A 15,185-nucleotide genomic window follows, 5' to 3' on the forward strand; every position below is an offset into this window, starting at 1 on the left:
TCCCCCGCGCCCCTCGCCCTTCTCCACCACCTGCCGCGCCGGGGGGGTGTTTTACCTCGTCTTGTGGCCCCCCCCCCCGCCGCACGGCACGGCCGGTCCGGTCCGTCAGGACGGGCAGCCCGAGTCGGCGATCACGTAGTAGCCGGACGAGGTCTCCTCAAGGGTGTGGGTGACGGCGACGTTGTAGAGACCCATGTTCTGATGGGAGCCGTTGGCGTAGACGTAGCCGAGACTCTGGTGGGCGCGGCCCGCCACGACCTGGTTGTAGTTGTTGTCCGTGAAGCACTGCGGCTGGTACCCGGTGGTCGTGGCCGGGACCGCCGACGACTGGGCGCCGACCGCGCCTCCGGAGTCCACTGCGGCGACGGTGTAGGTGTACTTCGTGCCGGAGCCCAGTCCCGTGTCGGTGTACGACGTACCAGTGGTCGAACCGACCTTGCCGCCGCCGCGGTACACGTTGTACGACGTCGCGCCGCTCACCGCGGACCAGGCCAGCGACGCGGTGGTGTCGGTCGTGCCGGTGACGGTGAGCCCGGTGGGTGCCGGGAGGCTGCCGGTGCCGCCCCCGCCCGCGCCGTCCAGGCCCCAGAACTTCGCGGTCCAGTACGACGAGCAGATGTAGTTGAGGTAGTAGGTGCCGGTGCTGCCGCACTGGTCGGTTCCGGAGCCGGGGCTGACCGCGAGGCCGTGCGCCATGCCGGAGACGGAGAAGGTCTCCACGGCGGGCTTGCCGCTCGAGTCGTTGTACACGGCTTGAGTGGTGCCGCCGGTCAGGGTGGTGGTCGAGGACGGGGTCCGGCTGATCCCCCAGACGTCGGTCCACTGGTCGCGTTCCTCGGTGGCGTTGGCCGGGTTCACCGTGGTGTCGCCGGTGCCCTGCCAGACCGCGACGCGCGGCCAGGGCCCGCCCCAGCCGCCGGACGCGCTGCGGACCGCGTCGCCCCACTGCTGCGGGGTCTTGCTGACCGCGCTGTTCTGGCAGGTCAGACCGCTGGAGAGGTCGGTCGCGCAGCCCGCCGGGATGCCGGAGTCGATCGCGCCGCCCGCGAACACGTCGGGGTAGTCGGCGAGCATCACCGAGGTCATGGCGCCGCCGGCCGACAGCCCGGTGACGTAGACCCGGCCGGGATCGCTGCCGTAGTGGGACTTGGCGTAGTCCACCATCTGCTTGATCGACAGCGCCTCGCCCTGGCCCCGGGTGTAGTCGGACGACTGGAACCAGTTGAAGCAGGAGTTGGCGTTGTTGGAGCCGGTGGTCTGGGGGAAGACCACGGCGAAGCCGTACATGTCGGCGTACTTGGGCCAGCCCGAGTGGCTGTAGTAGTCGCCGGCGCTCTGGGTGCAGCCGTGCAGGGCGACGACCAGCGGCGCGCCGGACGGCAGGTTGGCGGGCACGTACTGGAACATCTGCAGATTGCCCGGGTTCGTGCCGAAGCCCGTGACCTCCTGCAGGCTCGCGGCCTGCGCCGGGGTCGGGGAAAGCCCGAGGACCACGGCGATCAGGGACAGGACCAGCGTCGCCGCGGAGGCGGGGCGCGGCCACATGCGGCGCCACAAGCGGCGCGGCAGCGGATGGGGGGATGTGGGGTTCATCGTGCCACCTGGGTGATCGCGACGGGTGGGGAGGGGGGACGCAGCCGTGCTCCTGGTTCGAATGCGGGTGCATGGCTTGGGAGTTACGGGGACGTTACGTCCGGCCCGTCGGAGGCCGTAATGGGGGTGCGCCCCATGTCGCGGTGGTCGTACCTGTGGGTCCTCACCGTTGTGGCGTGCACGGGCCCCGGCGGCGGGAAGCCGCTGCCGGGGCCCGGTCCGGCGGAGGATCAGTCCAGGGAGCCGGTGTTGACGAGGTCGCCCGAAGCGGGTCTGGGAACGGTCCGGCTGGTCGGCGGCTCCTTGTGGTGCTCCACCCAGTCCGTCAGGGCGGTGAAGGCGGCTCGGTAGCAAGGCAGGATCGGCCGCAGCTCGTCGGGGTGGGTGTCGTAGAGACCGTCGACGTGATTGCCGCCCTCGATGCGGTAGTAGCGGTGCAGGCCGGCCCTGCCCTGATCGGCGACCATCCGCGCGTAGACGTCGGACTGGACGCCGATGGGCAGCAGCGTGTCCAGCGTGCCGTGCAGGGTGATCATGGGCTTGCCGATGCGGCCGGTGAGCGAGATTCGGGCTACGGCGTCATGGACCGAACCGGGCCGCGCCACGTAGTCGTAGGCGGCGTCGGACGGACAGGGGGCGAGGATCTCCTCGGTGGTGGAACCGGCAGAGGCGCCGGGGCACTCGGGGTCGTAGCCGGGGTCGAACTCGGCGCGGTAGATCTTCTGGGTCAGGCCCCAGTACACCTTCTCGTGGTACGGCCACAGGAACTCCGTGCCCCGGGTGAAACCGGCCGCGTACATGTCCTCGTCGCCGGCCTGCCCCAGCTGGCGGGCGACCGCCGTGGGCAGGAAGGTGAACAGATTGGGGCCGTCGGGCCGCCACAGGGCGCCCTCCCAGTCGACGCCGCCGTCGTAGAGCTCGGGGTGGTTCTCCAGCTGCCAGCGGGTGAGGTAGCCGCCGTTGGAGATGCCGGTCATGTAGGTGCGCCGTGGGGCGTGACCGTAGTGCTGGGCCACAACGGCCTTGGCTGCGCGGGTGAGTTGGGTGGTTCGGCGGTTCCATTCGGCGATCGCGCCGCCCGGACGCCGCCCGTCGGTGTAGAAGTCGGGGCCGCTGTTGCCCTTGTCGGTGGAGGCGAACGCGTAGCCCTGGGCCAGCACCCAGTCGCAGATGAGGGCGTCCAGGGAGTACTGCTTGCGGACGCCGGGCGCGCCGGTGACGACCAGCTTGCCGTTCCAGTGCTCGGGCAGGCGGATCACGAACTGGGCGTCGTGGTCCCAGCCGTGGGTGGTGTTCAGCTGCGAGGAATCGGGGAAGTAGCCGTCGATCTGCAGGCCGGGCACGCCGGAGGGGTTGCGGGTGCCCCGGGCCATCAGGCCGGCCTGGTCGGCGGTGTCGGTGTAGGGGGTGCCGGCGAGGGCGCTGGTCGTGAGGTCGTCGTGACAGGAGATCTGCTGGAGTTCGGCACCGGGGACGGTGATCCGGTGGCCGCGTCGGCCGGGCGCGTTGCCGGCGGCTCGGGCCGGGCCGCCGGGGGTCATCGCCGCCGTGGCGAGCAGGGCGGCGGTCACAAGGGTGCTTCGTCGGCTGGGGTGCATGGATGCGGCTCCAGGTTCTTGGGGCGGGCTGTGCGTGCGGGGAGAGGCGTCCGCGCGTCGGTCACGCCGTGGAGGCGGGCAGGATCAGACGTCGAAACGCTTGCGCAGCGTCCTCTTGTCGAACTTGCCGACTCCGGTGCGCGGGATGGCCTCCATGACCTCGATCCGGTCGGGCAGTTGCCAGCGTGAGAAGCCGCTGCGTTCGAGGTGGTCCCGGACACGTTCGAGGGTGACGGTGCTGCCGGGTCGGGTGGCGACGCAGATCAGGGGCCGCTCCTGCCACCTCTCGTCCGGGACCGCGACGACCGCGGCCTCGGCGACCTCCGGCAGGGCCATGACCGCCGACTCCATGTCCACCGAGGAGATCCACTCGCCGCCCGACTTGATGAGGTCCTTGGCGCGGTCGGCGACGACCATGTAGCCGTGCGGTGAGCCTATGGCGATGTCGCCGGTGCGGAACCAGCCGTCCTCGGTGAAGGCGTCGGCGCCGTCGCCCCCGAGGTAGGAGTCGGCGATCCACGGGCCGCGCACCAGAAGGTCGCCCATCGAGGAACCGTCCCAGGGGAGCGGCCGGCCGTTCTCGTCACGGATCTCCATCTGTACACCGGGCAGCGGCAGTCCGGCCCGGGTGCGGACGGCGTCGGTGATCCGTGTCTCGTCCCAGTCCGTCATCCGCTCCTTGGGCCAGGCGAGCGAGGCCAGTGGCGAGGTCTCCGTCATGCCCCACACCTGGACCAGGGGGATACCGAAGTCGCGTCGGTAGCGTTCGATCAGTGAGCGGGGCGGGCGGGCGCCGCCGCACAGCAGGTGCCGCAGGCCGGGCAGGCCGCCGCGGGCGGCGATCTCGTCTGCGACCGTCATCCAGACCGTGGGCACGCCCGCCGCGACGGTCACGTGCTCGGCGGCCATCAGCTCGACCAGGGCGGCCGGGTCCAGCGGGCCGCTGGAGAACACCTGCTTGGCGCCGTACGGGGTGGCGGTGTAGGGGATGCCCCAGGCATTGGCGTGGAACATCGGGACCACGGGCAGGACACGGTCGGCCGGCCCGATCGCCATGGCGGCCTGCGAGGAAGCGGCGATGGCGTGCAGAACGGTGGAGCGGTGCGTGTAGACCACGCCCTTGGGGCGGCCGGTGGTGCCGGAGGTGTAGCACAGGCCGAGCGGCGCGCGTTCGTCGATGTCCCGGGGCTCGTAGGCACCCGGGTGGGCGGCGATCAGCTCCTCGTACGCGACAACGCCCGGCAGTGAGGTCGGCGGCACCGTGTCGGAGAGCACCACCAGATGGTGTACGCCCTTCAGGCCGCCTCGCGCGTGCACCTTCTCCAGCAGCGGCAGCAGGTCCGGGTCGACGAGGACGGCACGGTCGTCGGCGTGGCCGATGATGTACGCGAGGTCCTCCGGCGAGAGCCGCAGGTTCAGGGTGTGCAGGACCCGCCCGGTGCAGGGCACGGCCCAGTACGCCTCCAGGTGCCGATAGCCGTTCCAGGCCAGGGTCGCCACGCGGTCGCCGGGTTCCAGCCCGAGGGCGTCGAGGGCGTGCATCAGCTGCTGGGCACGGCGCGCGAAGGCGGCGTAGGTGTAGCGGTGCACGCGGCCGTCCGGGAACCGGGTGACCACTTCGGTGTCGGGGAAGTACCGCGGGGCGTGGTCGAAGAGCAGCCAGGTGTTGAGCGGGGTGTCCATCATCGCCATGGCGCACATCGTGGGCGCCGCGCGGCGGCCGGGCCACGTAGGGAACGCACAGTCCGGGAGCACTTGTGGTGGGGTCAATCCCCATGCCGCGGCGGCCGGGCGGGACGTATGGCCGGAAGGATCCCACACTCGCGAGCCGGTCGGTGTGGAGGTTGTCTCCGTAGCCGTGCGAGATGGCCGAATTTAACGTCTGCGTCGCATCGGCATCCGCCGACGTTTCCGCGCTGCCGAGGGGCGTCATGACACAACCGCGCGCCATCCTGGTCACGCACCGTCTGTCCAAGGAGTTCCAGGGCTTCCGCGCCGTGAACGCGGTGGACCTGACCGTCACGGAGGGCACCGTGCACGCCCTGGTCGGACCGAACGGTGCCGGCAAGACCACCCTGTTCAATCTGCTCACCGGGTTCCTGAAGCCGTCCGGCGGTGGCATCACGTTCGACGGCCACGACGTGACGGGACTGCCGCCGGAGCGGGTCGCCCGGCTGGGGGTGGCCCGTTCCTTCCAGGTCACCAGCTTGTTCCCGCAGTCGAGCGTGCGTGAGCACGTGGAGCTGGCGCTCCAGGCGGGAACCGGCCTCAGCCACCGCTTCTGGCGTTCGGACAAGGTGATGCGCCGCTTCTCCGCCCGCGCCGCCGAGTTGCTCGACGAGGTCGGCCTGGCGCACCTGGCCCACTCCCCCGCAGGGATCCTGCCCTACGGTCGCAAGCGCGCACTGGAACTGGCCGTCGCGCTGGCCTCGGAGCCGAAGATGCTGCTGCTGGACGAGCCGACGGCGGGCATGGGCCTGGAGGACGTCGACCGCACCACGCAGCTGATCGCTCGCATCCGCGCGGGCCGCACCGTGGTGATGGTCGAGCACAACATGAGCGTCGTCGGCTCCCTCGCCGACACCGTCACCGTACTGCAGCGCGGCGAGGTGCTCACCGAGGGCCCGTACGCCGAGGTCAAGGCGGATCCGCAGGTCGTCGAGGCGTACTTGGGGGCCGACATTGCTTGAGATCGACGGCATCGGCGCGGGCTACGGCGAGGCCGAGGTCCTGCACGACGTCTCCCTGCGGGTCGGCGAGGGCGAGGTCGTCACGCTCGTCGGCCGCAACGGCGCCGGCAAGACGACCCTGCTGCACTGCGCGATGGGCCTGCACAAGGCGACGTCCGGCTCCGTACGCTTCGCCGGCCGGGACATCACCACCGCGCCCGCACACCGCCGCGCCCGCCTCGGACTGGGCTTCGTCCCCGACGACCGGGGCGTCTACGCCCATCTGTCGGTGGAGGAGAACCTCACCCTGCCGCCGGTCAAGGGCGGTTCGCCCTGGACGCTGGAGTGGGTCTACGACACCTTCCCGGCGCTGGCCGCCCGTCGCCGCTTCCCCGGCGCGAAGCTGTCCGGCGGCGAGCAGCAGATGCTCGCGCTCGCCCGGGTGCTGCGGGCGGGCGCCCGGCTCCTGTTGTGCGACGAGCCGACCGAGGGGCTCGCCCCCGTGGCCGTCCAGCGCATCGGCGAGATCCTGCGCGAGGCCAAACAGCACGGAGTGGCCGTGCTCCTCGTAGAGCAGAACCTGCGCTTCGCCACCACGGTCGCCGACCGTCACTACCTCCTCGCCCAGGGCCGCGTCGTCGAGTCGCTCGACAACGACGACGTCCGGGCCCCCGGGGGGGTACACCACCCCCCCCACGGTCTGTGTGCCCCCCCCGCCCCGGGGGTGGATCCCCTCACCCCCCGGCCGGATATCTGAGAGAGCCCCATCCATGAAACGCACATTGTCGACGCTCGTGGCCACGGCCGCGGTGGGGACGCTGCTCGCGGGCTGCGGGGGCGGCGGTCCCAGCTCCGGCGGCGGGAAGGTGAGCGACAACAAGATCGTGCTCGGCGTGCTCACCGACCTGTCCGGCGTGTACGCCGACATCGCGGGCCCCGGCTCCGTCGATGCCGTCCGGATGGCCGTCGACGACTTCAAGAAGAAGTACGGCGACAAGGCCGTCACCAAGGACATCGAGGTCGTCAAGGCCGACCACCAGAACAAGCCGGAGGTCGCCAACACCCAGGCGCGCGAGATGTACGAGCGCAAGCGGGTGGACGCGATCTTCGACGTGCCGACCTCCTCCGCCGCCCTCGCCGTCGCCTCCGTCGCCCAGCAGTCCAGGAAGCTGTACTTCAACACCGCGGCGGCCACCACCGAACTCGCCGGCAAGTCCTGCAACCCGTACACCTACGAATGGGCCTACGACAGCTACATGCTGGCCCACGGCACCGGCGCCAGCGTGACCGCCGCGGGCGCGAAGAACTGGTACATGATCTACCCCGACTACGCCTTCGGGCAGGACATGCAGGCCAAGTTCACCACCGCCATCGAGGGTGCGGGCGGGAAGGTCGTCGCCAAGGATCCCACTCCCTTCCCCAGTGACAACTACTCCACGTTCCTGCTCAAGGCGCCCGGCCTGAAGCCGAAGCCGGACGTCCTGGGCGCCCTGCAGGCCGGCGGCGACCTCGCCAACGTGATCAAGCAGTACGAGCAGTTCAAGCTGAAGGACAAGGGCATCAAGCTCGCCCTGGGACTGCTCTTCGACAGCGACATCAAGGCCGTGGGCGCCGACAAGCTCGCCGGCACGCAGTTCACCACGGCCTGGTTCTGGAACTACGACGCCAAGTCCCGCGCCTGGGCCGACCGGTTCGAGCGGCGCACCGGCAAACGGCCCACCTTCGACCAGGCGGCCGACTACTCGGCGGCCACGCACTACATGGAGGCCGTGCAGAAGGCGGGCACCGACAAGGCCGAAGAAGTCTCCAAGCAGCTCGACGACATCAAGATCGACGACTTCTTCGCCCGTAACGGCACCCTGCGGCCGCAGGACCACCGACTCGTCCATGACGCCTACCTCGCCAAGGTCAAGTCGCCGGCACAGGCCTCGGAGGACGGCGACTACACGCAGCTCGTCTCGGTCATCCCCGCGGCGAAGGCGTTCGACCGGCCCTCGCCCGACTGCCACCTGAGCTGACGACGCAGACAGACAGGCAGACCGCCCGCTACGGCGCGGGCGGTCCGTCGCCGGACGACAGGACACCCCATGACCTCGTTCCTCCAACAAGCCTTCAACGGCCTGGTCAGCGGCGGCTTCTACGCGCTGCTCGCCCTCGGCCTCGCCGTCATCTTCGGCATGCTGCGGGTGGTGAACTTCGCGCACGGCGCCGTCTACATGCTCGGCGCCTTCGGCGCGGTCGTCCTCGCCGACGACGCCGGGCTCGGCTTCTGGTGGGCGCTGCTCATCGTTCCCCTCGCGCTCGCGGTCGCGGGCACCCTGCTGGAGCGGCTGATCATCCGCCGCCTCACGGCCCTGGACCCGCTGTACAACTTCCTGCTGACCTTCGGCATCGCCCTGGTCTGCCAGGACCTGCTGCGCATGAGATACGGCTCGCATTCCCAGCCCTACGACCACGCCCCCTTCACCGGCTCCCTCAGCCTGGGCCTGTTCGACTTCCCCGGCTACCAGGTCTTCGCGCTCGGCGTGTCCGTGGCGGTCTGCCTCGCCGTGTGGCTGCTGCTCACCCGCACCCGCGTGGGCATGGTGGTGCGGGCGGCGAGGGGACCCCCCCGCCCCAAGCAGGGGGGAGGGGGGGGCACCCGACGCGGGGGGGCGGCCGGGTGGTGGGTGGGTGTGGGGAGGGGCGGGGGCGGCGGGGGGGGAGGGGGGGCGACCGAACGCCCGGACCTCCCGCGGGCGTTCGGCATCGACACCGGACGCTGGGTCACGCCGGTCTTCGGCTTCGGTATCGGCCTGGCCGGGCTCGCCGGTGTGCTCGCCGCGCCGATGCGGGCGGTCAACTCCTCCATGGGCGCGGACCTGATCATCACGGTCTTCGCGGTCGTCGTCATCGGAGGCCTCGGCTCCGTCTTCGGCTCGGTGCTGGCCGGCTTCGTCATCGGCATGCTCCAGGCCCTGGGCAGCCTCTACGTCCCCGTCCTGTCCCAGACCTCGGTCTTCCTGCTGATGGCCGTCGTACTGCTGCTCCGCCCCGCCGGGCTGTTCGGCAAGGAGGAACACGCATGATCACCAGATTCCTGGACCGGCTGCACGACAGGCCCGCCTGGGTCCGCGGCGCCCTGCTCGCCGTCGGACTGCTGTTCGCGTTCGGCCTGCCGTGGACGCTGTATCCGCCGGTGGCGACGGACATCCTGTGCTGGGGCCTGTTCGCCGTCGCCTTCGACCTGCTGCTCGGGCACGCCGGACTGCTGTCGTTCGGGCACGCCGCCTTCTGGGGCACCTCGGCCTACGCCACCGGGATCATCGCCCTGCACAGCGGACTGCCTTTCTACGCCGCCGTCCTGGGCGGGGCGGTGGCCGCGGCCCTGCTGGCCGCGCCCATCGGCTGGCTGGCGGTCCGCCGCAGCGGCATCTACTTCGCCATGGTCACCCTGGCGTTCGCGCAGATGGTGTACTTCATCGCCAACCAGTGGGAGGGCCTCACGGGCGGCGAGAACGGACTGCAGGGCATTCCGCGCGACCTGTTCGGGGTGGACCTGTCGGACGCCTTCGTCTTCTACTACGCCGCCCTGCCCGTGGTGCTGATCGCGCTCGCCGCGGCGTGGCGGGTCCTGCACTCGCCGTTCGGCCGCGTCGTCACCGCCGTCCGGGAGAACCCCGACCGGGTGCGGGCCCTGGGGTATCCCGCCGATCGATACAAGCTCGTCGCCTTCGTGATCTCGGCGTTCCTCGCCGGTCTCGCGGGCGGGCTGTACGCCGTCAACCACGGCTTCGCCTCGCTCCAGGAGGTCGACTGGACCACCTCCGGCAAGGTGGTGGTGATGACCGTCCTCGGCGGCATCGGCACGCTGTGGGGCAGCGTGATGGGCGCCGCGGTCGTCGTCCGCCTGGAGGACTGGCTGTCCACCGCGGGATTCGAGCAGACGGACCTGGTGACCGGCTCCGTGTTCATCGTCGCCGTCCTCGTCTTCCGCCGTGGCGTCTGGGGCACCGCCGCGCACGCGCTACGACGCCGCTCCGGACCGGGAGCGGACGGGCACTCGACCGCTGAGCCCGCCCCACAGGACCACGACGGCACCGCCCAACGCGTGTCATCGTAGGCGGGAACCCGCTGGTCGCACGTCCACGGGCCACCCGCACCACGGTGCCCGCCCCGAGCCGCCCAAGGGGGACCATGACCACCGATCTGTCATCGACGATCCCCGGGATCGACACCGCACGCCGTGTCCTGCGCCTGCTGAGGGACCGCGCCGCGCCCGAGGAGTACCGGGCCCTCCTGGAGGGCTGTCCGGCCGCCGACGTGGCACAGGTGCACGCACTCGTCGAGGACGCCCTGCACGTACGGGACCAACTGGAGGAACGCCGGCGTCGCGAGGACGAACTGGCCGCGCTGTACGAGACCGCGGGCGACCTGTCCTCGCTGCGCGACCTGGAGGCGGTCCTGCAGGCCATCGTCCGCCGCGGCCGGGTCCTACTGGCGGCGGACGCGGCCTATCTGATGCTCCACGACGCGCAGCGCAACGACAACCACGTGCGGGTCACCGACGGCATCCGCACCGACGCGTTCAAGCGCGCCCGGCTCGCGATGGGCGCGGGCCTCGGCGGCCTCGTGGCCAAGACCGCCGTCCCCTACAACACCCCCGACTACCTGCGAGACGCTCGCTTCGAGCACACCGTCGACGACGTCGTGGGGGACGAGGGCCTGATCGCCATCCAGGGCGTGCCGCTCAAGCTGGGCGAGAAGGTCATCGGCGTGCTGTTCGCGGCCAACCGCAGCTCCCGCCCGTTCACCGACCACGAGGTGGCCCTCCTGGTCTCGCTGGCCAACCACGCCGCCATCGCCATCGAGAACGCCACCCTCTTCGAGGAGGTCCGGCGTGCCGTCGACGACCTCACCGAGGCCAACGCCGTCATCCAGGCGCACAGCGCCTCCGTCGAGCAGGCCGCCGCCCTGCACGAACGGCTCACCAACATCGTGCTCCACGGCGGCGGCATGGCCGACATCGCCCAGAACCTCGCCGACGTCCTCGGCGGCAGCATCCTGGTCCTCGACGCCGACGGCCGCGTCATGGCCGCCATCGGCGACGACCCGGTGGTGGAGCGGGCCCGCGCCGACGGGACCCTGCCCGAGGCGTCCCAGGCGGCCCGCGCGGTGCGGGAGGCGTGCGTGCTGAGCATCGAATCCCGTCGCACCCGGCGGATACCGGGCTCCGAGCCGGGCACGGCGGCCTGCGCCACGCCGATCATGGCCGGAGCCGAAGTGCTCGGCTGCGTCGCGCTGGTCGGCGACCGCCTCGACGCCGGAGACATACGATCGCTGGAACGCGCGGCGCTGGTCACTGCGCTCGTGCTGCTGAGCGAGCGCAGCGTCGCCGAGGCCGAGCACCGGCTGCGCGGCGAGATCCTGGAGGAATTGCTCGGGACGCCGCACCGGGACCCGGAGGGGCTGCGTCGGCGCGCCGCCCTCATGGGACTGGACCTGATCCGGCCACACACCGTGCTCGCGGCTCGCTGCCGGGGCGACGGCCACCGCCGGACCGTCGCCGACGCGGCCACCGCCTTCGCCACACGCGAACACGGCCTGGCCGGCGAGTACCGCGGCGACGTCATCGTCCTGCTTCCCGGCGACCACGAACCCGGCCCGACCGCCCGCACACTCGCCAATTACCTGACTCAGGCCGTCGGCGATCCCGTCACCGCCGGCGCGACCAGCGTCGGCCCCGGCCTCGACGCTCTGACGGAGGGCCACCGCGATGCCGCCCAGTGCCTGTGCGTCCTGCTCGCCCTGGACCGGGACGGCGACGGCGCGACCTCCGACGAACTCGGCATCTACGGGCTGCTGTTCAGCCAGACGGGTGGCGACGAACTGCACCGGTTCATGCAGCGCACGATCGGTCCCGTCCTGGAGTACGACGACCGCCGCGGCGGCGAACTCGTCCGCACCCTCCTGGCCTACTTCGCCTGCGACTCCAGCCTCACCCGCACCGCCGCCCACCTCTACGTCCACGTCAACACCCTCTACCAACGCATCGACCGGATCACCACCCTGCTGGGCGACCAGTGGCGCCATGGCGACCACGCCCTCCAGGTCCACCTCGCCCTGAAGATCCACAGCGTCCTGTCCGCGCCGTAAGGGTCTGTGCCACCTGCGGAGTCTGTGGAGTGGTCCGGTGGCTCGCTGCACCGAGGCCTGGGACCCCTCACATCCGGTGCTGGCCTTCAAGGCGAGCCCGCGGCCAGGTCCCGGGCCCGGGCACGAGGCGCCCACAGACGAATTCGTCCATGTCCGCGCCCTGCGCATATCCGCGGCCGCCCGTCCGAAAGGCTCGTGCGTCTGGCTGGGGTGTGGCGCGGAAAGGGATGTCGCCCGCGCGGCCGAGCAGCTCCTCCACACACTCGAGGCCAGATCCGCCGCCGGCAGCCCGCGTTCAGCATTGAGTCGGCCCGCCACCTCGGTGCCGTAGCCGGGGACGTTGGCCTCCCACACGCCCCGCTGCCCGGCGGGGTCGAGGACGACGCCGCACCATCGCCTACGGCAACGCAACGAGGACCGCGACCGTCAGGTCGAGGCCCTCGTCACCGTATCGTCGGTGGTTGTGTCCGAGGGGGGAATCGGCCGCTGACGATACGGTCGTGGTGGCGCAGGGGCACCTCGTGGTGCAAGAACCGCGGGGGCGCCGTACAACCTCACCGGCGGTGGACGCTGACGGCATACCCGCCGCCGTCGTAAGGGTCGGCGTCCCAAGTGGCGAAGCGGTCGGCAAGGGTGAGGCCGGCCGCGAGGCAGCAGTCGTCGTACTCGCCCAGGGTGATGCTGGGCGGCACGGGCAGGTGGGTTTCGGCCAGACCGAAGCCGGCAACCATCAGTCCGCCCGGGCGCAGGGCTGCGGCCAGGCGCTTCACCACCACGGCCGCGGTCCCGGCGGCCAGCAACGGGAAAACGTTGCCCGCAGCGACCACGAGATCGAAGTCCGCCGCAATGCCGAGCAGCTCCGGCTCGAACTTGGCCAGATCGGCCCGGAACCAGGGCAGGTCCGGCGCCTGCTCCTGTGCCACTGCCAGCATCGACGCGTCAAGATCCACCCCGACACAGTCGTACCCGAGCTCCGCAAGCCGGATCATGACCCGTCCGGTGCCGCACCCTGCGTCCAGCACCCGCGCTCCGGCAGGCACGAGCGCCGCGCAGAAGCGCGCCTCACCGTGGACGTCCTTCCCGCTACGGGCCAGGGCCGCGAACCGTGCGGCGTAGTCCTGTCCGGATGTCCCTCCGGTCAACTCCTCCCAGCGGCTCATGAGGGCAACAATAGGTCGTCCGTGTGCCGGTCGAAGAAGTGACTCGGCTGATGCTCGACGTCACTGCGGCCCAGATGTTGCGAGTGGTGAATGGTTGACGCCGGGCGTCAGCCGGGCCCCGCCGTCAGCCGGGCGGGACGGCGTGGCCCGCGGCCGTGAGCCAGCGCCGCCCGGCGTCCAGGTGCGCGGCCGCCCGCGGAAGGCCGCCGAGGGGCTCGGACAGCGTCGCCAGGGCCGCGCCCAGAGCGGCGGTGGGCACGCCGCGGGCGTGGAGGAACTCCGCGCCGAAGGAGAGATAGTCGGTGAGGACCTGCGGATCGTCGACGTAGTTTGCCGCGGCTACGACGTCCGGGAGACGGCCGAGGTCCTCCAGAACGGCCTCAGCGTGCTCCGCACCCGGGTCGCGCAGCCGCGGGTACCTCTGCAGCAGGTGGGCGAGCAGCCGCCGCAGCAACTCGGCCCGTTGCCCCACGATCCGGAAGTACTCTTCGTCGGCGAGGTGCTCCAGGGGCGCCGCTTCCCGTGGGGTCTGCGGCCACCGCACGGCGAGCGTCTCGGCGGCGGCGGCCGGATCGGGCGCGTACAGGTCGGCTCCGAGCGTGCGGGCCCAGACGCCTCCGGGTCCAAAGCCCGAGCCGCCCGCGAGCACCGGCGCCCCGGCGCGCCGGCAGCACTCGACGAGGTGGTGTGCGGCAGGCAAGCGCACCGGGATCATGCACGACAGGCCCACCAGGTCGGGCCCCTGCCGGTGCAGGTGGGACACCAGGCGCGGGGCGAGGACGTTGGCGCCCAGGAACGTCACGTCGAAGCCGCGCAGCCGCAACACCTCGGCGGCGATCCGTGCGGGCAGGGTGTGGCGCTCTCCCTCGACGCACGCGAACACGACACGGCGGGCCGGTGCAGAGTCCCGGGGCCGCAGCTCGGCGGCCGCGGCGGCCACGCCGCTCACCACGCGCTCACTCACGTGGGTGGCGGCGTGCTCCTGCGCCACGCTCCACTCCGTGGACACCCACCGAGCGCCGACAGCGGCCTGTGCCGGGGCGATCAGACGGAGCAGAACGTCCTCCGCCGCGACCCCGGCCCGCAGCAGGCCCAGGGCGAGCGCGGTGGCCCCGGTCTCGTCGGCGTGGGCGAGGTGGTCGTCGAAGGCGGCACGGACCCCCGGCGCGACGGCGGACGCGCCGGTCACCGCGGGGCTCCGGCGGCGCCGGTCGAACCGGGCGAGGGGGGCGACGACTGGAGCGCCAGCACCGCGATGTCGTCGTGGGCATGCCCAGCCAGCCACTCGGCGACGCGCAGGTCGATCCGCTCGGCGACCGCACCGGCGGGCATCCCCGCGCAGCCCGCCAGGTCGTGCGCGAGCCGCTCCGACCCGTACTCCTCGGCACCGGTGGGGCCGCCCCGTGCCTCGGTGACCCCGTCGCTGTAGAGCAGGATCAGCTCGTCGCGTGCCAGGCGGACACCGGCCTGGCCGAATTCCGCGCCGGGCAGGGCCCCGACCAGCATCCCGCCCACGTCCACAGCCTCCACGGTGCCATCACGGCGCAGCACCAGCGGCGGCAGATGCCCGCCACCGGCGAGTACGACGTCCAGGGTGCCCTGGGCGCCCTGACGGGCCGCGCCCATGACCAGGCTGGCAAACCGGCCCGAGTCCGCCTCGAGCAGCGACTGGTTGAGCACGTCGAGCACACGGAGCGGCCGGGACTCGACGAGGGCCAGGGTCCGCAGGCTCTGGCGGACGTGACCGGTGAGCACGGCTGCCTCGACGCCCTTGCCACAGACGTCCCCCAGGGCGAACTCCACGCCCCCGCCGCCGTCCCGCGCAGGCTCCACCTGGTAGAAGTCGCCGCCGAAGCCCAGTGCATCCGGGGCGGGACGGTAGGCGGCACCCAGCCGCACCCCCGGCACCTCGGGCAGCGGCGCCGGATCGAGGCCCGACTGGAGCACGGCCGCAGTATGGGCCTGCGGGTCGTTTAGGACGGCGGTCGACAGAGCCAGACCGGCATGGAAGGCGAAATCGATTATCAGGG

12 protein-coding genes are annotated in these 15,185 nt (G+C 71.7%); 6 read left to right on the top strand and 6 right to left on the bottom strand.

The window, feature by feature from the left end:
• Nucleotides 1–105: 105 nt before the first annotated feature.
• From ACFW2E_RS16475 to ACFW2E_RS16485, 3 genes are all read right to left on the bottom strand, one after another.
• Nucleotides 106–1,593: a PHB depolymerase family esterase gene (locus ACFW2E_RS16475; protein WP_384466923.1), complete on the bottom strand. Its 1,488-nt coding sequence runs from the start codon at nt 1,591–1,593 to the stop codon at nt 106–108.
• Between the two features lie 230 nt (nt 1,594–1,823).
• Nucleotides 1,824–3,191, bottom strand: coding sequence for a tannase/feruloyl esterase family alpha/beta hydrolase (locus tag ACFW2E_RS16480; protein ID WP_384466925.1), 1,368 nt, complete (start codon nt 3,189–3,191; stop codon nt 1,824–1,826).
• 84 nt (nt 3,192–3,275) lie between these two features.
• The gene (locus tag ACFW2E_RS16485) at nt 3,276–4,883 is read right to left on the bottom strand and encodes a long-chain fatty acid--CoA ligase (RefSeq protein ID WP_384466927.1); all 1,608 of its coding nucleotides are present in this window, start codon (nt 4,881–4,883) and stop codon (nt 3,276–3,278) included.
• Between the two features lie 239 nt (nt 4,884–5,122).
• On the opposite strand from ACFW2E_RS16485, the gene ACFW2E_RS16490 reads away from it, so the two are divergent.
• The 6 genes from ACFW2E_RS16490 (at nt 5,123) to ACFW2E_RS16515 (ending at nt 11,995) form a co-directional block, all read left to right on the top strand.
• Entirely contained in the window at nt 5,123–5,881 is a 759-nt protein-coding gene (locus tag ACFW2E_RS16490; RefSeq protein WP_384466929.1) for an ABC transporter ATP-binding protein, read from the top strand.
• On the top strand, nt 5,874–6,617 hold the full coding sequence (locus tag ACFW2E_RS16495) for an ABC transporter ATP-binding protein (protein ID WP_384466931.1): 744 nt from the start codon (nt 5,874–5,876) through the stop codon (nt 6,615–6,617). The genes ACFW2E_RS16490 and ACFW2E_RS16495 overlap by 8 nt, the downstream gene beginning before the upstream one ends.
• A 13-nt stretch (nt 6,618–6,630) precedes the next feature.
• Nucleotides 6,631–7,878: an ABC transporter substrate-binding protein gene (locus ACFW2E_RS16500; RefSeq protein WP_384466933.1), complete on the top strand. Its 1,248-nt coding sequence runs from the start codon at nt 6,631–6,633 to the stop codon at nt 7,876–7,878.
• A gap of 69 nt (nt 7,879–7,947) precedes the next feature.
• Complete coding sequence (locus tag ACFW2E_RS16505) at nt 7,948–8,928, top strand: branched-chain amino acid ABC transporter permease (protein WP_384466935.1); 981 nt, start codon at nt 7,948–7,950, stop codon at nt 8,926–8,928.
• Complete coding sequence (locus ACFW2E_RS16510; RefSeq protein WP_384466937.1) at nt 8,925–9,962, top strand: branched-chain amino acid ABC transporter permease; 1,038 nt, start codon at nt 8,925–8,927, stop codon at nt 9,960–9,962. The genes ACFW2E_RS16505 and ACFW2E_RS16510 overlap by 4 nt, the downstream gene beginning before the upstream one ends.
• A 74-nt stretch (nt 9,963–10,036) precedes the next feature.
• Entirely contained in the window at nt 10,037–11,995 is a 1,959-nt protein-coding gene (locus ACFW2E_RS16515) for a helix-turn-helix domain-containing protein (protein ID WP_384466939.1), read from the top strand.
• Nucleotides 11,996–12,549: 554 nt separating this feature from the next.
• On the opposite strand, the gene ACFW2E_RS16520 is transcribed toward ACFW2E_RS16515, so the two are convergent.
• The 3 genes from ACFW2E_RS16520 to ACFW2E_RS16530 all read right to left on the bottom strand — a co-directional run.
• Nucleotides 12,550–13,155 (bottom strand): class I SAM-dependent methyltransferase, encoded by a 606-nt coding sequence (locus tag ACFW2E_RS16520; protein WP_384466941.1) that lies wholly within the window; start codon nt 13,153–13,155, stop codon nt 12,550–12,552.
• A 124-nt stretch (nt 13,156–13,279) separates the two neighbouring features.
• Nucleotides 13,280–14,344, bottom strand: coding sequence for a B12-binding domain-containing protein (locus ACFW2E_RS16525; RefSeq protein WP_384466943.1), 1,065 nt, complete (start codon nt 14,342–14,344; stop codon nt 13,280–13,282).
• Nucleotides 14,341–15,185: PP2C family protein-serine/threonine phosphatase (locus tag ACFW2E_RS16530; protein WP_384466945.1), on the bottom strand; the 845-nt coding region annotated here is incomplete at its 5' end. The genes ACFW2E_RS16530 and ACFW2E_RS16525, both read right to left, overlap by 4 nt.

The sequence above is a fragment of the Streptomyces sp. NPDC058964 genome, from assembly GCF_042741275.1.
In the GTDB taxonomy this organism is placed as follows: Bacteria; Actinomycetota; Actinomycetes; order Streptomycetales; family Streptomycetaceae; genus Streptomyces.

Excerpts from the sequence above, each read along its gene's own strand:
- ACFW2E_RS16475 (WP_384466923.1), bottom strand. The coding sequence starts at position 1,593 with ATGAACCCCACATCCCCCCATCCGCTGCCGCGCCGCTTGTGGCGCCGC.
- ACFW2E_RS16480 (WP_384466925.1), bottom strand. The coding sequence starts at position 3,191 with ATGCACCCCAGCCGACGAAGCACCCTTGTGACCGCCGCCCTGCTCGCC.
- ACFW2E_RS16485 (WP_384466927.1), bottom strand. The coding sequence starts at position 4,883 with ATGGCGATGATGGACACCCCGCTCAACACCTGGCTGCTCTTCGACCAC.
- ACFW2E_RS16490 (WP_384466929.1), top strand. The coding sequence starts at position 5,123 with ATGACACAACCGCGCGCCATCCTGGTCACGCACCGTCTGTCCAAGGAG.
- ACFW2E_RS16500 (WP_384466933.1), top strand. The coding sequence starts at position 6,631 with ATGAAACGCACATTGTCGACGCTCGTGGCCACGGCCGCGGTGGGGACG.
- ACFW2E_RS16505 (WP_384466935.1), top strand. The coding sequence starts at position 7,948 with ATGACCTCGTTCCTCCAACAAGCCTTCAACGGCCTGGTCAGCGGCGGC.
- ACFW2E_RS16510 (WP_384466937.1), top strand. The coding sequence starts at position 8,925 with ATGATCACCAGATTCCTGGACCGGCTGCACGACAGGCCCGCCTGGGTC.
- ACFW2E_RS16515 (WP_384466939.1), top strand. The coding sequence starts at position 10,037 with ATGACCACCGATCTGTCATCGACGATCCCCGGGATCGACACCGCACGC.
- ACFW2E_RS16520 (WP_384466941.1), bottom strand. The coding sequence starts at position 13,155 with ATGAGCCGCTGGGAGGAGTTGACCGGAGGGACATCCGGACAGGACTAC.